A 21,518-nucleotide genomic window follows, 5' to 3' on the forward strand; every position below is an offset into this window, starting at 1 on the left:
ACGGTTGGCTGCCGTCAGCCGTTGCCGGGCCGGCCGCCGCCCAGGCCCAAGCCCCCCAGGCCCGACCCTGCTGTCGCCGTTGTCGTCGGAGTGGTGCTCGTCGGCGGCGTGGTGCTGGCCGGGGGAGTCGTGTGCTCGGGAGACGGCGTCTCCTCAGGCTCACCCGAGTCGCTGGTCGGGGTCGGTGAGGTCGTCTGTTGGCTCGCCGACACGACGATGATCTGCACCGTGCTGCCGCGGGGGACAGCGCTGCCGACCGGGTTCTGGTTGGCGACCGTGCCGGCCTGCCTGGACGGATCCGGCCGCAGCGTCTTCTCGACCTTGAGCCCGTACGACTCGAGCCTCACGGTGGCCGTCTGGACGTCCAGGTTCCGCACGTCCGGCACGTTGACGTTCTTGTTGACCACCGAGATCGTCACCGTGGAGTTCTTGGGAACGGAGGACCCGGCCGCCGGCTCGGACTGCTCGACCTCGCCCACGTCCTGCTTTGCGGCCTCGTAGTAGGGCATGACGCTGGCTTCGAGGCCGAGCGCGCTGAGGGCGTCCCTCGCCTTCTGCTCAGTCATGCCGATCAGGTTGGCGGGGACGAGTACCTGATTCGGAGCCGCCGCGACTGTGAAGGTGACCGCGGCGTCGGAGGCGATCTTCGATCCTTCTGTGGGATCGACCGCCAGGACGGTATTGGCCGCCTGGTCGCTCTCCTGGGCCTTCTGCTGGGGCTGCCCCGTCCACCCGCCGGCCTTCAGACGATTGACCGCAGTGGTGTAGTCCTGGCCGAGTAGACCGCTCGGGATCGTGATCTCCTTTGAGGAGACCGTGTCCTTGTCGTCGCCGCCGCCGCTGAACATGGACGAGGCGAGCAGCGCCACCACCACGAACACCACGACGGCGCCGAGCCCGGCGAGCACGAACTTCCAGACGGGTGAACCGCCGGAGCGGTCGTCGTCGCGGTGCCCGCGTCCGTTCCCCTGCCCGGGGTCGGCGTAGCGGTCGTCGTCGTCGAACCGGCCAGGCTGGTCGTAGCGGTCGTAGGGGCCGGTCTGCTCGTAGCGGTCGTAGGGCGCGCGGCCCACCTGCGTGCGGTCGTCGTAGTCGTCGCCCTGGTAACGGCCGCGGTCGTCGTAGCGGTCGTCGTAGCCGCCGCCCGACCGGCCGAGCAGCGCGGTGCCGGCTGTCGCCGCGCTCTGTGCGCCAAGCATCGTCTGGTCGGCGCCGCCCATCAGCATGGCGTGCACCCGTTGCCCGCTCAGCGCCCGCTCCAGGTCGTCGCGCATCTCGCCGGCGGTGGCGTACCGGTCGTCGGGCTCCTTCTCCATGGCCTTGAGCACGATGGCGTCGGCCTCGGGGGAGATGCGCGGGTCGTGGCTGGACGGCGGCGGCGGGATCTCCCGCACGTGCTGGTAGGCGACCGCCACCGGGTTGTCACCGCGGAACGGTGGCTCTCCGGTGAGCAGCTCGTAGAGGAGCACCCCGGTGGAGTAGACGTCGCTGCGCGAGTCCACCCGCGCGCCACGGGCCTGCTCCGGGGAGAGGTACTGCGCCGTCCCGATCACAGCGGACGTCGCCGTCATGGTGGAGGACGTCGCGGTGGTCGCCCGGGCGATGCCGAAGTCCATGACCTTGGCCGCGCCGTCCGCGCCAACCATCACGTTCGCCGGCTTGATGTCGCGGTGGATGATGCCCATGCGGTGGCTGTAGTCCAGCGCCGCGCAGACCTCCGCGGTGACCTGCAGGGCGTAGCGCTCATCGAACGGGCCGCGGGCCTGGAGCAGGTCCCGCAGGGTCTGGCCCTCGACGTACTCCATCACGATGTACGGGAGCTGCGTCCCGTTGATGACGTCCTCACCGGTGTCGTACACCGAGACGATCGCCGGGTGGTTCAGTGAGGCCGACGACTGGGCCTCGCGGCGGAAGCGGGCGAGGAAGGTCGGGTCACGCGCCAGGTCGGCGCGCAGCGTCTTCACCGCCACCTCGCGGCCCAGCCGGATGTCGCGCCCCCGGTAGACCTCGGCCATGCCGCCGTAACCGATGCAGCCGCCGAGCTCGTACCGCTCGCCGACAAGTCTCGGCTGAGCGTCGTATCTCTCAGTTACATCGGTCACAGATTGTCACCCGTCGTCGGCTGGGTACCGCCGGCCACCACGGTGCCAGCCGCCTCACCGCCCGCAGCGGCGATCTTTCCCGCTTCGGGTGTGAGATATAGCACATGTTGGGTGGCTGCCGCCGTGTCGTTATCGGAGTTGCCCGCATTCGCGAAGGTGCGGGTGATAACGGCGACCACCAGCACGGTGAGGATCAGCAGCGCGATGAGGACGGGCAGTGGAAGCCTGCGCCGGCCCGCCGGGGCTGCGCCCCGCCGCCGGCCTGAGCGGCCACCCACCGGATCACCCGGGTCGTTCTGCCAGGCCGGCGCGGACGGCTGGTAGAGCGTGCTCGCCGGGTCAGGCCGCCCGCCGTCCCCCCGGTCGCCCGGAGCCCGTGAGCCACGGTCGCCGCCGGAGGAGTAGTTGGCCGCATAGTCGGCGAATTCGCCGGGGCTGTACAGGCGCCCGGTGCCTCCGCGTGACCCGCCGGGCCCACCGGATCCGGGTCCATAGCCCGATCCGGGGCCCGATCCGGGGCCGGGGCCGGCCGGGCCGGGGCTCGGGTGCAGCGCCGTGGCCGGCATGCCGCCGGGGCCGACGCCCGCGGGGTCCGGCATCGGCGGCTGCTGCGGCCACGCGGCGCCGTTGTTGGGCCGGTTCCACGAGGGTGTCCGCGGCACGCTCGGGGCGCGCGAGTGCCCGGGCCCGAAGGCCGGCGGCGCCGACGGAGCGGGGTGGCGTGCGGTCATGTCCGGTGTGCTCGGGCCACCGTTCCACCGCCCGGCCTCGGCATTCCACAGGTTGCGCCGGATGCTCGCGGCGGACCGCGCGAACGCGCCCGCGGAGCTCGGCCGCCGCGAGGCGTCCTTCGACATCGCCGACTCGACCAGCGCCCTTACCTGGTAGGGGATGTCGTTGGGCAGCGGCGGCGGAGTGTCCTGCTGGTGGGCCATCACGACGACGATCGGGTTCCGGTCGTCGAAGGGCCGTCGCCCGGCCAGACACTCGTAGGCCACGACCCCAAGCGAGTAGACGTCACTCGCCGGTGTGACGGGGCGGCCGGACGCCTGCTCGGGGGAGACGTAGTAGGCCGTCCCCATCATGATCCCGGTCGCGGTGAGCGGGGCCGCGTCGACCGCGCGGGCGATCCCGAAGTCGGTCACCTTGACCGCGCCGTCATGGCGGATCAGCAGGTTGCCGGGCTTGACGTCACGGTGGACGACGCCGAGCGCGTGCGCAGCCTGCAGTGCGTCGGCGGACTGCCCGAGGATGTCGAGCATCCGGTCGGGAGTGAGGCGCTTCTCCCGGTGCAGCACGGCGGAGAGCGGCTCGCCCTCGACCAGCTCCATCACCAGGTAGGCGGTGGGGTAGTCGTCGGCTGTCGACACCTCGCCGTAGTCGTACACGGAGGCGACACCGGGGTGGGAGAGCCGGGCCGCGTGCCGGGCCTCGCCCCGGAAGCGGACCAGGAAGGACTCGTCGCTGGCGTACTCGGGGCGCAGCAGCTTCACGGCCACGGGCCGGCCCAGCGTCTGGTCGAGGCCGCGCCACACCTCGCCCATGCCGCCGGTCGCGATACGGCCGTCGAGCCGGTAGCGGTTGTCGAGCACGGTGTTGGGAGACGCTGCGCCGGCGAACGGCTGCGACGGAGACGGACTGTTGGCAGATGTGCTCATCGTTGCGTGTCCAATGCGGCCTGCATGACTTTCTGGGCAACGGGCGCTGCGACAGCGCCGCCGGTTCCGAGCTCCCCGCCTCCGTCCTCGACGATCACCGCCACGGCGACCTCCGGCGCGCTGGCCGGGGCGAAACCGACGAACCAGGCGTGCGGATCCTCGCCGTCACCGTGTTCGGCGGTACCTGTCTTACCCGCGACATTGACACCGCTGATCTGGGCCTTACGCCCAGTGCCGGAGGTCACGACACTTTGCATCATCGTGGTGAGCTTGGCCGCGACCTCGGGAGTGATCGGTTTGCTGAGCACGGTCGGCTCGGTGCGGCTGATCCGTTTCGTATCCGGACCGCGCAGCTCGGAGACGAGATACGGCTTCATGCGGACACCCCCGTTGCCGATCGCCGCGGCCACCTCCGCCATCTGCAACGGCGTCGCCTGGACGTTGAACTGGCCGATCGCTGACTGTGCCGTCTGGGCCCCGTCCAGGTCGTTCGGGAAGATACTGCGTGCCTGCTGGAGAGGGAAGTCCTCGATCGTCGAGTTGAAGCCGAAGGCCTCGGCCTGGGCCCGCACCGCGTCGTCACCCAGTTCGATCCCCAGCTCGCCGAATGCTGTGTTGCAGGAGATGGTCAGTGCGTGGATCAGAGTATCGGTCTCGCCGTCCCCACAGGTTTCCCCGTCGAAGTTGGGTAGCACCGTGGTGCTCTGCGGAAGTGTGAGCTCATCGGGCGCGGGAACCCGGGTGTCCGGTTCGTAGCGGCCGGACGACAACGCCGCGGCGGCGGTGATGAGCTTGAACGTCGAACCGGGTGGATAGGTCTGCTGTGCCGGCCGGTTCAGCAGCGGCTGGTTCTTGTCGGTGGACAGCCCCTGGTACGAGTCGGTCGCGGCGGACTCGTCGTGGGATGCGAGCGTGTTGGGGTCGTAGGTCGGGCTGGTGACCATGGCCAGGATGGCGCCGGTGCGGGGATCAAGCGCGACGACGGCGCCCTTGCGCCCCGCCAGTGCCTCGGTCGCCACCTGCTGCAGGCGGGGGACGATCGTGGTCACGACGGTGCCGCCGCGCCGCTCCTCGCCGGTGAACAGGTCGGTGACCCGGCTGGCGAGGAGGCGGTCGTCGTCGCCGGAGAGGAAGACGTCCTCGGATCGCTCCAGGCCTGCGGCGGTGAACAGGGTGTAGTAGCCGGTGACGTTGGCGTAGAGCTGACCGGCGGGGTACTGGCGCTGGTACTTGTACTCGTCGTCGACCGGCACCGAGATCGCGAGCTCCTCGTCGCCGGCGATGATCCCGCCGCGCTGCCGTTCGAGCCGTTCGGTGATCTGGCGGGCGTTGGTCGGCTCCTTCTTGAGCCGGTTGACCTGACCGACCTGAATCCAGTTCGCGTTCACCAGCAGGGCGGCAAACAAGATCATGCAGGCGATGGCGACCCGGCGAATAGGGCTGCTCACGTGGTCTTCACCACCTGCGTCGGGCTTTCGGAGACTGCGCTCGGGTCGAACAGCGGGGCATCCGGGACGGGTTCCTCCAGCCGCCGGGCAGCGTCGCTGATCCGCAGCAACAGCGCGATGATCGCGGCGTTGGCAACTATCGACGATCCACCGTAGGAGACGAACGGCAGCGTCAGACCGGTCAGTGGGATAAGCCGCATCACGCCGCCGACCTGCACGAACACCTGAAGTGCCAGGGTCGCGGACAGGCCGGTGGCGAGCAGCTTGCCGAACGGGTCCTTGGCCCCGAGCGCGGCCCGGATCCCACGCGCCGCGACGAGCGCGTACAGCAGCAGGATCGCCATCACACCGGTCAGCCCGAGCTCCTCGCCCAGGCTGGCCATGATGAAGTCGGTGTTGGCGAAGGGCACCCGCTGCGGGCTGCCCTGGCCGATACCGGTGCCGGTGATGCCACCCGCCGCGAAGCCGTAGAGGCCCTGGACGAGCTGATAGGACGTGCTGGACGGGTTGTCCCCGTCGAAGGCGTGCAGCCAGCCGTCGACGCGGATCTGGACATGGCCGAACAGGCTGTGCGCCACCACCGCGCCGAGCATGAACAGCGCGAGCCCGATGGCCACCCAGGAAGCCCGCTGGGTCGCCACATACAGGATCACCAGGAACATCCCGAAGAACAGCAGCGACGAGCCGAGGTCCTTCTGGACGACCAGGACGCCGAGGCTGGCCGCCCAGGCGACGAGGACGGGCCCCAGATCGCGGGCGCGCGGGACCTTCATGCCGAGGAAGGACCGCGACGCCACCGACAGCACGTCCCGCTTGTTCACCAGATAGGCGGCGAAGAAGATCATAAGAATGATCTTCGAGACCTCGCTGGGCTGGAACGAGAACGGGCCGACCTTCAGCCACAGCCGGGCGCCGTTGATCGTGGCGCCGATGCCGGGCGCGATCGGCAGCACGAGGAACACCAGACCGACCAGCCCCGCGGTGTACCCGTACCGGGCGAGGCTGCGGTGGTCCCGCACGACCGCCAGGACCAGGATGAACACCACGACCGCGAGCAGTGTCCACACGAGCTGGGTCTGCGCCGCCCCGGTGGGTACCTCCCCGCCCGCGCGCCGGGCGGCGTCGGCCTTCGCCAGATCGAGCCGATAGATCATGACCAGGCCGATGCCGTTGAGCGCGGCGACCACCGGCAGCAACACGGGGTCGGCGGCGGGCGCGAAGCGGCGGACGGCGAGGTGTGCCAGCGCCCACAGCGAGAAGAAGCCGAGGCCGTAGGTGAAGACCTGGAAGCCGATCGTCCCGTCCCGGGCGAGCGTCAGCGCCGCTAACGCCGCGGTGGCGAGGATCCCCGCGTAGCCGAGCAGAAACAGCTCACGGCGGCGGTACGGCGGAAGTTCGAGCCCACTCGGTAGCGGGAAGCCGGCGAACGTGGCTGTCAGGTCAGCCGACCTGGGCCTGCGGAGTGGGGGGAGGGTCATCGCGTATGCGTGCTCACGGGGAGGTGGGCACGGCCAGCGACGGGCAGCTCGCCAGGGCCTGGGTAACCGCGGACGGGCAGGTGAGGACCACAGTGGGGGACGGATTGGGCCCGGCGTTCTTCGTCTCGGGCGTCGCGGTCGGGGACGGGGACGGCTTCACGGCCGAGTTCCCGTCGTCCTCCGCGCTGGCTGGCCTGGCCAGCTCGGAGACGATCTTTTCGGCATCGTCGAGGTCGTCGGCGGCTATGCCGTGGCGCAGCTCTTCCTGAAACGGCGCGGAGACCTCGGACAGCGGCTGGTGGTGGGACCGCACCGTCGACAGCGAGATGCCGACGATGCTGCCCTTGAGCCCCTGGAACACCGCCACGCGGTCGTCATCGACGCCGACGTAGTACTGGCCCCGCACATAGGTCCAGCCGGCGGCCGCTCCCGCGACCACCAGCACCAGCACCACCGTCGACACGAAGAGCCGGCGCCGGCCCCCACCGCTCGCCAGGGCTCGTTCAGGGTCCTCGTCGGCCTCGTCGCCGCCGTCGTCGGAACCACGCCGGTGAAAGCCGGTGCGGCCGATGCGGGCGGCCTTCGCCGCCGCCGACTCACCGTCGGCGTTGCGCGGGTTCGGGCCGGACCGGGCCGCCGCGGCGCCGGGCACCACCCGCTTCTCCGCCGCCGCGCCCGCCACGAGCGGTGAGTCGTCCTCCAGCGTGTCGTCCAGGACGTCCGCGACGACCACGGTGATGTTGTCCGGCCCGCCGCCCTTGAGCGCCAGCTCGACCAGCCGGTCCACCGCGTCCTGCGGCTCGGGGAGCAGCAGCGCCTCCAGGATGGTCTCCTCGCTGACCACACCGGAGAGCCCGTCGGTGCACAGCAGGTACCTGTCCCCGGCGACCGCCTGGCGGATGGAGAGGTCCGGGTCGACCTCGCGGCCGTCAAGCGCCCGCATCAGCAGGGACCGCTGTGGATGGGTGTTCGCCTGCTCCGGCGTGATGCGGCCCTGGTCGACCAGATCCTGGACGAGGGTGTGGTCGTGGGTGATCTGTGAGAGCTCTCCGTCGCGCAGCAGGTAGGCGCGGGAGTCGCCGACGTGCAGCAGCCCGAGATGATCTCCGGAGGAGAGCATCGCCGTGACCGTCGTGCCCATCCCGTCGAGCGCACTGTTCTCGATCGCCATGTCACGCAGACGCCTGTTGGCATCCCGGACCGCCTCGGACAGCTCCTCGAGCAGGCTCGCGGGCTCGACGTAACCGTCGAGCTCGGCCAGCCGGGAGATGACGGTCGAGCTCGCGACCTCGCCCGCGGCATGACCACCCATGCCGTCGGCAACCGCGAGCAGGCGGACTCCCGCATAGGCGGAGTCCTCGTTCCCTTCTCGGACATGCCCGATGTCCGAGCGGACGGCGAAGTGAAGCCTGAGGCTCACCGGTGAAGCTCCAGGACGGTCTTCCCGATCCTGACCGGCGCGCCGAGAGGTACCGGCATGGGACTCGTCACCTTCGTGCGGTTGAGGAATGTGCCATTGGTGGAGCCAAGATCCTCGACGAACCACTGCCCGTCGTGAGGAACGAGTCTCGCATGCCGTCCTGACGCGAAGTCATCCTCGAGGACCAGAGTCGAGTCCGGTGCCCGTCCGATGGTGATTCCCTCGGGACCCAGTGGGATTGTTGTGCCTGCAAGGTGTCCCTTTGTGACCACGAGGCGGGTCGGGGTCGCATCGGCGGCCGGCGGAGCGGGCGGTGGCGGCCGCGGGTCCTGCCGGGGCGGCCGGACGCGGACCGGTGGCCGCCCCGCCGGCGCCGGTGCACGGGCCGCGACCGGCTGGCGGCGGCGCTGGCGTTGCGTCGGGCCGAACATGTCCAGCCGCACAGCACGAACCGCGACCAGGACGAAGCCCCAGAGCAGAGCCAGGAAGCCGATCTTCACCAGCAGGAGGACAAGCTCGCTGGGTTCGGTGGGATCCACAGCTACCAGCCCCCACGGCGGCCGTCGTCACCGTAACGCTCCGCCGGCCCGCCAGCGCGGCGGGAACCGTAGGAACCGGCGTCGTCGACCGGCTCCAGGGCCTCCAGGCCGTCGTCGGATCGAGCGGCCGGACGCTGCCGGGGATCCGGCTGGGAGCGGTACATCTCATCACCACCCGCGTCTCTCGCGCCGCCAACGGATGACTCGGCACGATAGCCGCGGCCGCGTTCACGTTGCGGATCACGCCCATGACCCGGGCCCCGATCCGGCCCGGCACCCGGCCAGCCACCACGGTCACCGCCACGCGGCGACGGCGGACCGTCGTCGCGGAAGCGGGCGGACGGGCCTTCGCGGTACTCGTCGGCTCCGTAGCTGTCGGGGCGTGGGCCGCCGTCACGTCGGGCCGGTCGAGGGCCGGAGTCGTCGCGGAACCGGGCCGATGGGCCTTCGCGGTACTCGTCGGCTCCGTAGCTGTCGGGGCGTGGGCCGCCGTCACGTCGGGCCGGTCGAGGGCCGGAGTCGTCGCGGAACCGGGCGGACGGGCCCTCGCGGTACTCGTCCCCACCACGCCCCGGACGGTCGGCGAACCCCGGCCCACGGCCACCGGGCGGTGGAGTCGCACTGCGCCGACCTGGCGAGGTCGGCTGGTGCGGATCGAACGGCGGCGGCGTCCGCTGGTCGGCCGGCGCGAGCCCGGGGCGGCCCGGCGGGTTGGACGCACGGGCGGCCGGCGGCGGCGTGCGCGCGCCCCGTGGACCGCCGCCGCGGGACTCCTCCCGGCGGAACTCCACGATCGCGGTGCCGAGCTCGATGCGGTCGCCGTTCATCAGCTTCACCTGGGTCGCCGCGCGCCCGTTCACGAGGCTGCCGTTGGTGGAGCCCGCGTCCACGTAGAGGAACTGCCCGTCCGGCAGCCGGCGGATCTCCCCGTGCCGGCGGGACACCCCGGTGTCGTTGAGCCGGATGTCGCACTCGACGCTGCGGCCGATCACTGTGATCTCGGCGTCCAGCGGATACTCCCGCTCGCCGCTGGCGCCACCGGCAGCCCGCGTCGTGATCAGCAGATGCGGAGTGCCCGGCGCGGCCGGGCGGCGGGGACCTGCCCGGCGACCACTGACCACCGCCGGATCGGCCGAGGCGACACTGCTGCGGATACGGAAGACACCGATGTCGAGATCGTCGGCCTCCGCGAGCCGAACGGTCACCGGGCCGACGAAGGTGTAGCGCTGCTCCGCGGCGTGCTCGCGGACCATCTCGGCCAGCCCGTCGCAAAGCTCGCGGGTATAAGGGGCCAGCCGGGCGAAGTCGCCCCCCGCCAGCTCGACGGCGAACTCGTTCGGGACCAGAACCCGGTTGGAGCTCTGCGCGCGCCGATCGTCGGTCTCCCGAGCGAGCGCGCTGGCGATCTCGACAGGTTCGACCCCGCCCTTGAAGACCTTCGCGAACGCACCCTCGACGAGGCCGCCCAGGCGCCGCTCGAAGCGCTGGAGCACGCCCATGCCCGACCTCCCTTCTCCCGGTCTGTGAGATCGTATGCCCACCGACGGGTCCGTCCCACGGCTCGGCAGCTTGACATGGCAACCCGGTCAGCCGGGGGGCGTTGCCCGAGTGCACCGCCCACGTGATAGCGTGTGCCACGACAAGTTGATAGTCCCACTCGGGCGAGTGGCGGAATGGCAGACGCGCACGGTTCAGGTCCGTGTGTCCGAAAGGACGTGGGGGTTCAACTCCCCCCTCGCCCACGAGCTGGCTCGTCGTGGTCGTCGAACTTTGTTCGGCTTCCCGGCGGGCCGCGATTTTTTCGGGGGGGCGGCCCCCCGAGACCCCCCGAGTGTCTCGCTTCGCTCGACCAGTGTGCGGTTCGGGGTCGGTGTGGTGGGGCTGACCACCTGGTTTGGGTGAGCGGCGGTGGTTCTGGGCCTGTCGTGGTCGTCGGACTTTGTTCGGCTTCCCGGCGGGCCGCGATTTTTTCGGGGGGCGACCCCCCGAGACCCCCCGAGTGTCTCGCTTCGCTCGACCAGTGTGCGGTTCGGGGTCGGTGTGGTGGGGCTGACCACCTGGTTTGGGTGAGCGGCGGTGGTTCTGGGCCTGTCGTGGTCGTCGGACTTTGTTCGGCTTCCCGGCGGGCCGCGATTTTTTCGGGGGGCGGCCCCCGAGGGCCCCACGGTCTTGCGGGGTCATTGTGGTCGCGGGTCTTTGGGTGGTTTGCCGGTAGGCGCGATGTCTGTCGGGGGCTGGTTGCCTGAGGCCTACCAGAACCTTCCAGCCCAGGCGTCCGAGCAGTGCGGTGCTCCGGTGGCTCGTTGGTGTTGATCGGCGATTTTTGGTGGGTGTGCCGGCGGGCCTTTTCTGCGCGATGATGGCGGAGGCCCTGGGGGGAACGTCATGAGAGCATCGGTGGCTCCGCGCAGTCGCGTGCTGGTCGCTCTCGCTGTTGCCGTTTCCGTCGGCGGAACCGTGATCGCACGCCGCCGCGGATATGCCGTCGGTGGCCGGACGATCGTCCGCTGCCGTCAGGGCCACGTCTTCACAACCGTGTGGATCCCCGGAGTGTCACTGAAGGCGATTCGTCTCGGTTGGCTGCGGTACCAGCGTTGCCCGGTGGGCCACCACTGGACGTTTGTCACCCCGGTCCGGGCGCGCGATCTCACCGACGTGGACCGGGCTGCCGCTGCCGTCCTGGACACACCCGTCCCATAGCGTGACGACCCGGGTGGCCGTACGCCGTTCGGGCCCGAGCTCTCGCGTGCACCGGGCGATTCGAGACCTCCGTCGAATCGGCGGGTGTCGGTCGGGTCAGCGGGCGGTTGTCGTGGTCAGGCCGAGAGGTGGCTGGTCGGGGCAGGACTGCAGGACCTCGCGCATCGCGATGGCCTCAGGCTGCTCGACCCAGAGACCGTAACGGGCCTTCAGCCCGACCTGGCGGGCCACATATGCGCAGCGCGCCCCCGGGCTCGGCGGCAGCCACTCGGATGCGTCCTGGTCGCTCTTGGCCTGGTTGGTCGGGCCGTCGACCGCCAACAGGTTCTCCGGGTCGTTCGCGAAGGCCAGCCGTTCCTGGTCGGACCATTCCAGCGCCCCCGTCCGCCAGGCGTCGGCCAGCGCTACGACATGATCGATCTGCACCGCCGAAGCGTTGCGTTCGCGGTTGAAACGTATCGTGCGAGTTGTATACGGATCCCTGAGCTCGCCAGTCAGGACGATGCAGTCATCCGACCGGCGGGTGGTGATGCTGCGAAGATCGCGGTGAAGGATGTCGTTGCGGGTGTCGCACCCGTTCTGATCGACGTCTGACCAGGCGGTACCGAACTTGTCGCGCCGATAGGCGGGCGAGTTGTCGGCCGCTCGGACGGACAGTGTGCCGAGCAGTTCCAGCGCCGATCCGGCCCCCGCCCCCGGTGCGTTTTCGTCACCGAAGCCGGCCGTGCCCGGGGTGGCGGAGGTGGTGGGTGTTCCCGAGGCGACGTCGAGTACCTCGCCGCAGCCGCTGGCCAGAAACGCGAGGAGAACCGCGACCAGGACGCCGGCTCCCCGTGGCAGCAGGCCGGATGCCGATCGGCCGCCCTGCACAGCAGCGGTTGGCTGCGTTTCCACTCATGTCCCCGATCTGCCTGTGGCCCGGCGGTATGCCTGCTGCGCCCGTCTGCGGGACGTGATGGTCGACTTTCCCTCGTGGAGATCACCGTAACCTGCGGTGTGGCAGACCCCACGGCCGGACGGACCTGGAGCCGGACAGGGAGGTGCTTCGGCCAGCCGGCGGCGGTGGCGTCAGGGAGTGATCACGACGCCGAGGCTCTCGGGCCGTTCGTGTAGCTCCAGCGACTTCGCCTTCTCGTCGGCCGGGATGTCGAAGACAAACGTGCCGGTGACCGTGTCGCCGGGTTTGATGGTGTCCCAGATACCGCCGTTCAGGCTCGGGTAGAACCGCGCAACAAAATCGGCGGAATGGCGTTCACCGGCCGATGTGGTCAGATACTGCTTCGAGCTGTCCAACAGGCGGGCGGTCGTTCCCCTGTTTGTGACCGTGATATCCACCAGACAGAACTGCCCGGTGGCCCGGCGCGCGAGAAACGATTCGCCGATCTGCTGCTCACCGCATTTGATCTTGTTTGCGCGAAATTCCAGCTGGTCGTCGCGGACCGGTGAACCCACCTTCGCCGTCCTGGGCGCGGTCGGCGCCTGGGCGGACTCGCTCCGGTCTCCGGACCGGAGGTCATTCGCCCCGCCGTCGGAGTCTGCACCGGTGATCGAGCTGATGAACCACGCCGCGAGGACCACAACGAGGGCCACGGCGGCGAACCCGAGGAGGCGCTGCGGGGTGAAGCGCGGCGGACGTGACTGATCAGGAAACGCGTCAGGGCCGGGGGGATGGTGTGGGCCACCGCCCGGTGAGCGCGCCGCGGGCCAGCCTCCGGCGGGCTGCCCCGCGCCTGCGGCTCCGGAGAACGGCGGTGCCCCGGCCGGGACGGGAACCGGCAGCCCCCCCGGCTGCGGGCCGGCCGGCGCCGGGCCGGCGTTCGGACGGGCGGCGCCGGCGGCCGCGCCGCCCGGTCGGCCATGCGGTCCCAACTGGCTGGGTGGTCGGGCCACAGGTGGTTGCCACCTGCCCGGGCGCGCGGCCCGCCAGCGGTCCCCCCGACCGCGTGGCGGCGGCGGTGGCGGTGGGGCACCCGGGCCCACCCCGATCCGCCTGTCGATGGACTCCGACGGTTCGGCCCGGCGCAGCGACACGTTCGGCAGGCTCACGCCCTGGGTCAGGTGCAGCAGTTCCTCGGCCTCGTCGACAGCGGTGGGACTCGGCCGCCACGCCCGGTCCTCGCCGCTCTCCGAAGGCTGCGTGGGCGGTAGCGCGATGAGGCTCAACAGCAGGTCGCGCGCGCTCGGCCGGGCGTCGGGGTTCTTGGCGAGGGCGGCGGCAACCAGGGGTTTCAGGCTCGGTGACAGCCCGACGAGATCCGGCTCCCGGCCGACGATGCGGGTGCTCAGCTCGAGGTCGGTTCCGGTGCCGAACGGATGGCGGCCGGTGCCCGCGAAGGCCACCAGGATGCCCCAGGTGAAGACGTCCGCCTCCGGCCCGATCGGCTGACCGTTGACCTGCTCGGGTGCCATCCAGCCGGCGGAGCCGAAGCCCCAGGCGGTCGGCTTGGCCTTCGCCCCCTCCAGGGCCTGCGCGATGCCGAAGTCGATGACCCGTGGGCCGGACATCGACAGCAGGACGTTGCTCGGCTTGAGGTCGCGATGCACGAGGCCGGCGCTGTGAATGGCGGTGAGCGCCGTCGCCACGCCGACGGCGAGCCCAGTGAGGGTCGACCCGCTGATCGGGCCGTTCTCCACGGCGTGGTCCAGCCGGACACCGTCGATGAACTCGGTCACCAGGTAGGGGGCCGCGGCGTCGGGATCAGCGTCGAGCACCTCGGCGGTGCAGAATGGCGCGACTCGGCGGGCGGCGTCGACCTCCTGGCGGAACCGCCGACGGAACTCCTCATCGGCCGCGAGGTCAGGTCGGACGATCTTGACGGCGACCCGCCTGCCCGCGGTCTCGGAGAGGTAGACCGTGCCCATGCCACCCGCGCCGAGGCGGCGCAGCAGGCGGTACGGGCCGATCACTCGGGGCTCGTGCGGGTGCAGGGTCTCGCCGGGAGGCGTCAGGCCTTCCGGTTGTCCGCGCGCCGCCGGGGCGTGTTCCCCGTTGTGATCCACTATGACGTTCCACCTTCGGTGCCGGGGTAGCGGCGTCTATGGTCTGTCCGCAGTCTGCACCAACACGTGGGCGGCTCCGGCCGGCCCGAAGCTATGGCCGGATTTTCCGACTACGCGGCGGGGCACCGTCCGGGTGGAGTGGACGGAACTGCCGTCACTGTCGTCGATACACGACCAGATGGGCGCTCTGCCGGAATCTCGTAGTCGTTGATCCGACAGGTTCGCCGATGCCCCGTCGCGCGCGCCGCCTGCCAGGGCGTATCCGTGCCGCACGGCCGCGCTGGGACGGATCGTCCGCCGTGGCAGACCGCGGTGTCCTGCGGGAGACCACGGTGTCCTGCGGGGCAGGGCGCGATCAACGATGCGCGGGCGTGAAACCATGGGCAGTCCGGTTCGGGACGATCCGGACCGCGGCTGACTGCTCGGGGCGGTCCGTCCCGGGAGCCGATGCCGTTGGCGGCCGGCCAGGCCCCGGAAGTGGGAGAGCGTGCGGATGATCGACACCCACGGCCCGTGGCTCGACTGCCCGTGGTGCGGCGGCCGGGTGCCGCTGGCCTACCTCGCCCCGTCGGACGAGGAGCCCGGCGCCGCTGCCGGGGTCTGCACGGAATGCCGGCGGCGGGTGACCATCACGCCGCCGGACGACCCCTTCGCCCCGGCGCGCTGACGTCCGCGCACGGAGCCGATGAACCGGCCGGAGCATTCGGGCTGGGCCAGGCCCCCGAGCCTGAGCCGGCGTGGCGGCCAGGTCGGCCCAGACGGCTTGGCGTGCCCAGACGTCTTGGCGTGCCTGGATGGCCTGGCGTGCCTGGATGGCCTGGCGTGACTGGATGGCCTGGCGTGACTGGATGGCCTGGCGTGACTGGCCGGCCAGCCGGCAGGTTACGTTCCTGGCCGGCCGGTCGGCAGGCCGTCAGCGTTCGAGCTCGTTGGCCACCGCGTGGACGACCTTGGCGACCTTCTGCGCCGCCCTCCGGTCCGGATAGCGGCCCCGGCGGAGATCGCGCTGGACGTCGTCCAGGATCTTGATCATGTCTTCGACCATGCTGTGCAGTTCGTCCGGGCTGCGCCGAGCCGCGTTCGCGGCGGCCTTGGCGACGGACGGGGGAGCAGCCAGAATCCGTACCGACAGGGCCTGGTCCCCGCGGCGCCCGGCGGCCACGCCGAACTCGACCCGGTCGCCGGGCTTGAGCCGGTCGACGCCGGCTGGCAGGGCCGCCTTGTGGACGAAGACGTCGTCGCCGTCGTCACGGCTGAGAAAACCGAAACCCCTGTCAACGTCGAACCACTTGACTTTGCCGGTGGGCACGGGCGACCTCGTTCTGCGTTGCGGATCGGTGGGTTGACACGCGGTGACGAAGTCCCAGGCTATCGGGCCTCTGCGCCAGGTGTAGTCGCTTCGCGGACGATGACACTGCGTGGTCGGAGCGGCCGGGCCGCCCCTGCTGGAGGCACTGGGACGTACCTGCAGGTCCGACGTGTGTGGGATCGCGGAATACCGGCGAATTGACCCTATTAATCGGTTCTTCCTGCCCCTGTGGACGTTACGGAAGGCGTGCCCGGGGCAGGACGCCGGGCGTAGGGCGGGCCGGATCCGTCCGATCTTTTTGAGGAGTGTGATTGTGATGCCGAAGCTTGGCCACGACCTCGACTTCCGTGACGCCGGCGCATTCTCCGAGGCCGAGGACAGCCGTCGTCGAGATGCGAAGGCGCACGCCAGCGGAGGTCCCGTTGATCCCGAGGCGATGCGGCACGCCGACGGTCTCACCGTGTCCGCCGAGGAGGCGGCCGCCTACCGGGAGCACGTGGAACGGGGCGCCCGCCAGCAGGGCGAGGGCGCGCCGATCTTCTGACCTCACGAGGGGCCTGCGCCGCACAGCCGCCGCACAGCCGGCGCACAGCACCGCACAGTCTCCATGGCGCCCGGCAGTCCGGGCGCGGACTACCCGCCCGGCGACAGCACCTCGTTCATCGAACCGGAGCGGAATCCGCGCGGATCCACCTCCGCACGAGCGAACCCGGCGTCGACCACCAGGGCCAGCAGCTCGGGGTGGGCCGCCAGATCGGCGGTCCGCTCGGGATCGACCTCGATCCGGGCCAGCTCACCCAGATCGCGCACCCGCAGGTCGCGGATCTTCAGGCCCGCCTCGGCGATGGCCAGGCGCAGGGCCGACTCGGCCCGCTCAACCCTTGCCAGCCGGGCCGGGCTGACCTGCACGCCGTAGGCGATCCGGCTCGCCAGGCAGGCCGCCGCCGGCTTGTCCCAGGTGGGCAGCTCCCACTGCCGGGACGCCGCACGGACCTGGGCCTTCGTGAGGCCGGCGTCGAGCAGCGGGGTACGCGCTCCCCGGCTCGCGGCGGCACTGATACCGGGACGGAACCCGGCGACCGCGTCATCGGCGTTCGTGCCTGTCACCACGTGTGCCAGACCCAGCTCGGTGGCCAGCGGGGCGAGCGTGGCGATCAGCTCGGACTTGCAGAAATAGCAGCGGTTGGCGTCGTTGGCCCGGTACGCCGGGTTGCTCATCTCGTCGGTTCGGGGCAGGAGGTGGCGCACGCCGAGGTCGGCGGCGAACCGGCGGGCCGCAGCCAGCTCGTCCGCCGGCAGCGAAGCGGAGACGGCGGTGGCGGCGATCACCGAGGCGGGCCCCAGCGCACGCACCGCCGCGGCCAGCAGCAGCGCCGAGTCGGCGCCGCCGGAGAAGGCGACCAGCACCGAGCCGAGCTCCTCCAGCCGCGTCCGCAGCGCTTCCAGACGTCGCTGCAGGATCTCGCCGTCGAGCCAGGCCGGGAAGGTGGCCAGGTCGTCCAGCACGACGTCCGCGCCGGCCGCGGAGAGCTCGTCGGGCGGGCAGGGGCCGGTTGCGACCGCCACCGCCGTCGCACCGCCGCTGTGCGCCCCGCGGACGTCCCCGACGTGGTCGCCGACGAAGATGTCGACTCCGTGCTCGCGGATCGCCTCGCCCTTGGCCTCCGCGAACAGCCACCCTGCGACGTCGTCCACGGTGAGCCCGATGTGCGCCAGGCTGGCCTCGGCCAGCGGACCGCTCTTGGCGGTGACCACGACGGCCCGCCCGCCGGCCGCCCGCACGGCCGCGACGGCCGCCGCCGCGTGCGGCATCGCGACGGACACCGGGACCGCGTGCACCGGATAGAGCTCGCGATAGCGGACTGCCTGGCGCGCCACCTCGTCCGCCGGGAACCAGCGGGCGAGCTCGTCTTCAAGTGGTGGGCCGAGCCGCCGGACCGCGGCCTCGCCGTCGATCGTGACGCCGGTCTCGGTGGCCAGCGCGGCGAAGGCCGCGACGATCCCGCGCCGGGCGTCCAGCAGCGTCATGTCCAGGTCGAAGCCGACGACCAGGGTGGATGTTCTCCAGGGGGACACTCGGTGAGCCTAACCAGCGTCATGGGCGCACCGCCCGAAGCCGGTAGGGTCCGCGAGTGTGACCAGGGTTGTGGTGGATGTGATGCTCAAGCCGGAGATCCTTGACCCGCAGGGCCAGGCGGTGCTTACCGCGCTGCCCCGGCTCGGCGTGAGCGGGATCAGCGGGGTTCGCCAGGGGAAGCGGTTCGAGCTCGACCTGGACGGTGAGGCCGACGCCGAGGTGCTCGCCCGCATCGAGCACCTCGCGTCGACGCTGCTCGCCAATCCGGTGATCGAGGACTACGTCGTCCGGGTGGAACAGACGTCATAGCCCGGGAATGGACGTCGTGGCCGGGAACGGACGGCTTTGCGCAGAACGGACGGCTTTGCGTAGAACGGACGGCTTTGCGTAGAACGAACGTCGTCGCCCACGCCGGTCGCCGGCCGCCCCGTCCGGGGTGGCCGGCACCCGGTGCTAGCGAACGGTGGGCGCGAGGGGTGTCTCACTGATCATCGGGCGCCCGGCGGCCTGCCAGGCGAGCATTCCGTCCTCGAGGTTGCGCGCCTGCCACCCGCCGCGGGCCAGGTAGGCGGTGACCTCGGCGGACCGCCGCCCGGAGCGGCAGACGACGACGACATCCCGATCCTGGGGGACCTCGTTGATGCGAGCCAGGAAGTCGCCCATGGGGATGTGGATCGCGCCGTCGATGTGACCGGCGGCCCATTCGTCCGGCTCACGCACGTCGACGAGCAGCGGGCCGCCCTCGGCGGGCAGCTGGACGGGAAGCTCCGGCACGGTGACCGTTGGTATCTGCTGGGGGCTCACAGCGCCATCCTGCCACCCGGCGCGGCGAACAGTTGATGTGCCGTCACGCTACTTGAGCAGCTTCGACAACCGCCGGTCGGCCAGCGGACGTCCATCTGTCTGGCAGGTCGGGCAGTACTGCAGCGAGCGGTCGGAGAAGGAGACCTCCCGGATGGTGTCCGCGCACCGCGGGCAGGGTAGCCCGGTCTGGCCATGCACCTTCAGCCCCAGCTTCTTCTCCGCCTTGAGGTCGGCGGCGGCGAGGCCGCGGGCGGCGTCCGCCGCGTCGCGCAGCACCCCGGTGACGGCCGCGTGCAGCTGGTCGACCTCGGTGGCGGTCAGCGCCGCGGCGGGCCGGAACGGCGAGAGCCGGGCGACCCAGAGGGCCTCGTCCGAGTAGGCGTTGCCCACCCCGGCGATCTTCGACTGGTCGGTGATGACGCCCTTGATCTGCGCCCGCCCCGACTCGGCGAGCAGCGCGGCGAGGACGTCCCGGGTGAACTCGGGGGAGAGCGGGTCGACGCCGAGCCGGCTGATGCCGTCGACCTGCGCCGGGTCGCGCACCAGATAGACGGCCAGCCGCTTCTGCGTGCCGGCCTCGGTGAGGTCGAAACCGGAACCATCGGTGAAGACCACGCGCAGTGCCAGCGGACCCCGGCCCGGCCGGGCCGGGGTCCGCGGCTGCTTCGCCTTCCACTGCAGCCACCCGGCGCGGGCGAGATGGGTGATCAGGTCGAGCCGCTCGCCGTCGGCGGCGGCGAACACGAGGTCGAGGAACTTGCCGTGCCGCTGCACGGTCACCAGCGCCGCGCCGACCAGTGTGGAGAAGGGTGGGTCGAACGTCTTCAGGGCGTTCACCGCGACCGGCTCGACGCGAGCCACGGTCAGGTCGGCAGCGGTCTCCCGCAGGAAGGCCGCCAACGCCTCGACCTCGGGAAGCTCCGGCATGAACGCCAGTGTCGCACCGGAGCGGACAGCCGGGTCAGATTCGCGGGGGCCACGTGTCGAGGGACCCGGGCGGGAGCGCGGGCACGAGGCCGGCGGCCACCGCCCGCCCGAGAAGCTCACCGACGGCGGCCATGCCCTCGTCGCCGAGATCGAGCGAGAAGTCGTTCACATAGAGCTCGATGTGCGCGTTGACGACGTCCGGTGCCATCTCCTGCGCGTGTTCGATCACGAAGGAGGCGCTCGCGGACCGGTCGGCGAAGGCGGCCGCGACGCTCGCCCGGACCATCTCGGAGAGCGCGGCCGGGTCCAGCCCGCGGCGGCCCAGGATGCCGCCGAGCGGGATCGGCAGCCCGGTGTGGCCCTCCCACCAGTCGCCGAGATCGGCCACCGCCGTCAGACCGTAGGACGGGTAGGTGAACCGGGACTCGTGGATGACGAGCCCCGCGTCGAACCGACCGTCGCGCACCGCGGGCATGATCTGCTCGAAGGGCAGGACCTCGATCGAGCCGACGCCGAGCTTCTCCGCCCACAGCCGGAACAGCAGGTAGGCCGTGGTGCGGGTGCCCGGGATGACGACCGAGGCGCCGCGCAGGTCCGTCCGCCCTGCGGTCAGGACGAGCGGACCACACCCGCGGCCCAGCGCGCTGCCCGCCCGGAGCAGGCTGTACTTGTCGAGCAGCCACGGCAGCGCCGCGTACGACACCTTGACCAGGTCGTCCAGGCCCTGGGCGGCACGGGCGTTCAGCACGTCGATGTCGGCGAAGGTCGTCGACACCGCGGGCGCCGCGGGCACCAGGCCGTGGATCAGCGCGTGGAAGGCGAAGGTGTCGTTCGGGCAGGGGGAGATCGCGAGCGCCAGCGTGTCGGCGGCCGGTGAGCCGCCCGCGGAACTGGCCGTTGCCGCGGCGGATGACGTACCCATGCCGAGCCTCCTCGATCCGTCCTGCCCGTTGTTCCCCTGCCCCGTTGTGCCCGCGCCGGGTCCGTCGGGCCCGTCGGGCCTGTAGTGCCGCTGGACCCGTCGCCGACGGGTCCAGCGCTGCTGGGACCGTCCTTACTCGGCGTCCACGACGGGCACCAGGCCCTCCGGGTGCGCGACGAGCGCCGCGGCCGCCGTGCGCAGGCTGCCCAGCGCCGCCTGCATGTTCCAGGACGCCCGGTCCCGGCGGCCGACCAGATTGCTGATCGCCCGGATCTCGATCACCGGCACTCCGAAGGCCCCGGCCGCGACGCCCACAGCGTGGCCTTCCATCGCCTCCGCGATCGGATCCAGCCGCGCGGTGAAGGTGGCGGCTCGCCGCTCGGTTCCGGTGACCGTCGACACGGTGATGACGGTGCCGCTGACAATTCTGCGCCCCGTGACGCCCAGCACCGATGTCATCCGCCGCACCAGGCCCGGGTCGGGCCGCACCGTCGACGATCCCAGCCCCAGATCATCCATGGTCAGGAAGGCGCCGGTCGGAGCCGAGCTGGCCGGTGGACCCGGCTGGGCCGCCGGTGCTCCGGCGGGATGGAATCCCAGGTTGCGGTCCATCTCACTGATCCTGACCGGGGGGATGACTTCGGCCGGCTCGTCGAGCCCGGACTCGGCGCCCAGGTCGGCCGCGACCATCTGGTCGGCGATGACCAGGTCGCCGATCTCGGCCCAGCCGCGGAACCCGCCCGCGACCCCCATCGCGATGACCAGCCCGAACGGCTCGCCCGCCGCGCTCGCGACGGACAGCGCCACCGCGGTTCCGGCGGCGGCCGCCGCACCGGCCGGACCGGCCGCGAGCACGGTCACCGGGCCACGCCGCCGGCCGACATACGGGCCGAGGGTCGAGGTGGTCAGCAGCTGCCGGTCCCAGTCCGGAGAGACGAGCCCCCCGGGGCCGGACGGGGTACGTGCGCGGCTGCGCGACCAGCTCCCCATCAGACCGGCGCACACCGCGTCCGCCTCGGCGTTCACCGCGGTGACGATGAGGGTGCGGGTCATGACCCGTTCAAGATCATGTTGTGGATGTGTCCTTCGTGTGCCGTCGTGCCGATGGGCTGCCGGCTGCGGGCAGGCGACCGT

The 21,518-nt window shown here is 71.3% G+C and carries 18 protein-coding genes and 1 tRNA gene; 4 read left to right on the forward strand and 15 right to left on the reverse strand.

Going from position 1 to position 21,518, the window contains the following annotated elements; all coding sequences use genetic code 11:
* Positions 1 to 14: 14 nt before the first annotated feature.
* From pknB to ACG83_RS26215, 7 genes are read right to left on the reverse strand one after another with little or no spacing between them, the layout of a single operon-like run.
* A complete protein-coding gene (gene pknB / locus ACG83_RS26185) occupies positions 15 to 2,102 on the reverse strand; it encodes a Stk1 family PASTA domain-containing Ser/Thr kinase (protein WP_054568899.1) in 2,088 nt (695 codons plus the stop codon).
* Positions 2,099 to 3,760, reverse strand: coding sequence for a serine/threonine-protein kinase (locus ACG83_RS26190; RefSeq protein ID WP_054568900.1), 1,662 nt, complete (start codon positions 3,758 to 3,760; stop codon positions 2,099 to 2,101). The genes pknB and ACG83_RS26190 overlap by 4 nt, the downstream gene beginning before the upstream one ends.
* On the reverse strand, positions 3,757 to 5,172 hold the full coding sequence (locus ACG83_RS26195; protein ID WP_369812922.1) for a peptidoglycan D,D-transpeptidase FtsI family protein: 1,416 nt from the start codon (positions 5,170 to 5,172) through the stop codon (positions 3,757 to 3,759). Before ACG83_RS26195 ends, ACG83_RS26190 begins: the two co-directional genes overlap by 4 nt.
* A gap of 32 nt (positions 5,173 to 5,204) precedes the next feature.
* A complete protein-coding gene (locus ACG83_RS26200) occupies positions 5,205 to 6,686 on the reverse strand; it encodes an FtsW/RodA/SpoVE family cell cycle protein (RefSeq protein WP_054568902.1) in 1,482 nt (493 codons plus the stop codon).
* Positions 6,687 to 6,699: 13 nt separating this feature from the next.
* A complete protein-coding gene (locus ACG83_RS26205) occupies positions 6,700 to 8,106 on the reverse strand; it encodes a PP2C family serine/threonine-protein phosphatase (RefSeq protein ID WP_054568903.1) in 1,407 nt (468 codons plus the stop codon).
* Positions 8,103 to 8,645, reverse strand: a complete 543-nt coding sequence (locus ACG83_RS26210) for an FHA domain-containing protein (RefSeq protein WP_054568904.1) — start codon at positions 8,643 to 8,645, stop codon at positions 8,103 to 8,105. The genes ACG83_RS26205 and ACG83_RS26210 overlap by 4 nt, the downstream gene beginning before the upstream one ends.
* Before the next feature lie 2 nt (positions 8,646 to 8,647).
* Positions 8,648 to 10,144, reverse strand: coding sequence for an FhaA domain-containing protein (locus tag ACG83_RS26215; protein WP_054568905.1), 1,497 nt, complete (start codon positions 10,142 to 10,144; stop codon positions 8,648 to 8,650).
* A 160-nt stretch (positions 10,145 to 10,304) separates the two neighbouring features.
* Here ACG83_RS26215 and ACG83_RS26220 point away from each other — a divergent pair.
* Positions 10,305 to 10,387, forward strand: a tRNA-Leu gene (locus ACG83_RS26220).
* A gap of 1,054 nt (positions 10,388 to 11,441) precedes the next feature.
* Here the strand turns inward: ACG83_RS26220 and ACG83_RS26230 are convergent.
* Positions 11,442 to 12,239 carry an HNH endonuclease family protein gene (locus ACG83_RS26230; RefSeq protein ID WP_054568907.1) on the reverse strand — a complete coding sequence of 266 codons (798 nt, stop codon included), beginning with the start codon at positions 12,237 to 12,239 and terminating at the stop codon, positions 11,442 to 11,444.
* Between the two features lie 174 nt (positions 12,240 to 12,413).
* On the reverse strand, positions 12,414 to 14,345 hold the full coding sequence (locus tag ACG83_RS26235; protein ID WP_054568908.1) for a DUF4352 domain-containing protein: 1,932 nt from the start codon (positions 14,343 to 14,345) through the stop codon (positions 12,414 to 12,416).
* A 493-nt stretch (positions 14,346 to 14,838) separates the two neighbouring features.
* Between ACG83_RS26235 and ACG83_RS46180 the strand changes: the two genes are divergently transcribed.
* The gene (locus ACG83_RS46180; RefSeq protein ID WP_006543788.1) at positions 14,839 to 15,012 is read left to right on the forward strand and encodes a hypothetical protein; all 174 of its coding nucleotides are present in this window, start codon (positions 14,839 to 14,841) and stop codon (positions 15,010 to 15,012) included.
* Between the two features lie 246 nt (positions 15,013 to 15,258).
* On the opposite strand, the gene ACG83_RS26240 is transcribed toward ACG83_RS46180, so the two are convergent.
* The gene (locus tag ACG83_RS26240) at positions 15,259 to 15,654 is read right to left on the reverse strand and encodes a cold-shock protein (protein ID WP_006543787.1); all 396 of its coding nucleotides are present in this window, start codon (positions 15,652 to 15,654) and stop codon (positions 15,259 to 15,261) included.
* Between the two features lie 316 nt (positions 15,655 to 15,970).
* Here ACG83_RS26240 and ACG83_RS26245 point away from each other — a divergent pair, with 316 nt between their 5' ends.
* Positions 15,971 to 16,198, forward strand: coding sequence for a hypothetical protein (locus ACG83_RS26245; protein ID WP_006543786.1), 228 nt, complete (start codon positions 15,971 to 15,973; stop codon positions 16,196 to 16,198).
* An 89-nt stretch (positions 16,199 to 16,287) separates the two neighbouring features.
* Here the strand turns inward: ACG83_RS26245 and larE are convergent, their stop codons facing one another.
* The gene (gene larE / locus ACG83_RS26250; protein ID WP_255354777.1) at positions 16,288 to 17,730 is read right to left on the reverse strand and encodes an ATP-dependent sacrificial sulfur transferase LarE; all 1,443 of its coding nucleotides are present in this window, start codon (positions 17,728 to 17,730) and stop codon (positions 16,288 to 16,290) included.
* Between the two features lie 58 nt (positions 17,731 to 17,788).
* Here larE and purS point away from each other — a divergent pair, with 58 nt between their 5' ends.
* Complete coding sequence (purS, locus tag ACG83_RS26255) at positions 17,789 to 18,040, forward strand: phosphoribosylformylglycinamidine synthase subunit PurS (RefSeq protein ID WP_035954139.1); 252 nt, start codon at positions 17,789 to 17,791, stop codon at positions 18,038 to 18,040.
* Between the two features lie 144 nt (positions 18,041 to 18,184).
* Here purS and ACG83_RS26260 read toward each other — a convergent pair whose 3' ends face one another.
* From ACG83_RS26260 to mqnB, 4 genes are all read right to left on the reverse strand, one after another.
* Entirely contained in the window at positions 18,185 to 18,535 is a 351-nt protein-coding gene (locus ACG83_RS26260; RefSeq protein ID WP_054568909.1) for a rhodanese-like domain-containing protein, read from the reverse strand.
* 48 nt (positions 18,536 to 18,583) lie between these two features.
* A complete protein-coding gene (locus ACG83_RS26265; protein ID WP_054568910.1) occupies positions 18,584 to 19,462 on the reverse strand; it encodes an Fpg/Nei family DNA glycosylase in 879 nt (292 codons plus the stop codon).
* Between the two features lie 34 nt (positions 19,463 to 19,496).
* Positions 19,497 to 20,384: a 1,4-dihydroxy-6-naphthoate synthase gene (locus tag ACG83_RS26270; RefSeq protein ID WP_076828936.1), complete on the reverse strand. Its 888-nt coding sequence runs from the start codon at positions 20,382 to 20,384 to the stop codon at positions 19,497 to 19,499.
* A gap of 132 nt (positions 20,385 to 20,516) precedes the next feature.
* Positions 20,517 to 21,437, reverse strand: a complete 921-nt coding sequence (mqnB, locus tag ACG83_RS26275; protein WP_054568911.1) for a futalosine hydrolase — start codon at positions 21,435 to 21,437, stop codon at positions 20,517 to 20,519.
* Between the last annotated feature and the right edge of the window lie 81 nt (positions 21,438 to 21,518).

It is taken from the genome of Frankia sp. R43 (assembly GCF_001306465.1).
In the GTDB taxonomy this organism is placed as follows: Bacteria; Actinomycetota; Actinomycetes; order Frankiales; family Frankiaceae; genus Parafrankia; species Parafrankia irregularis.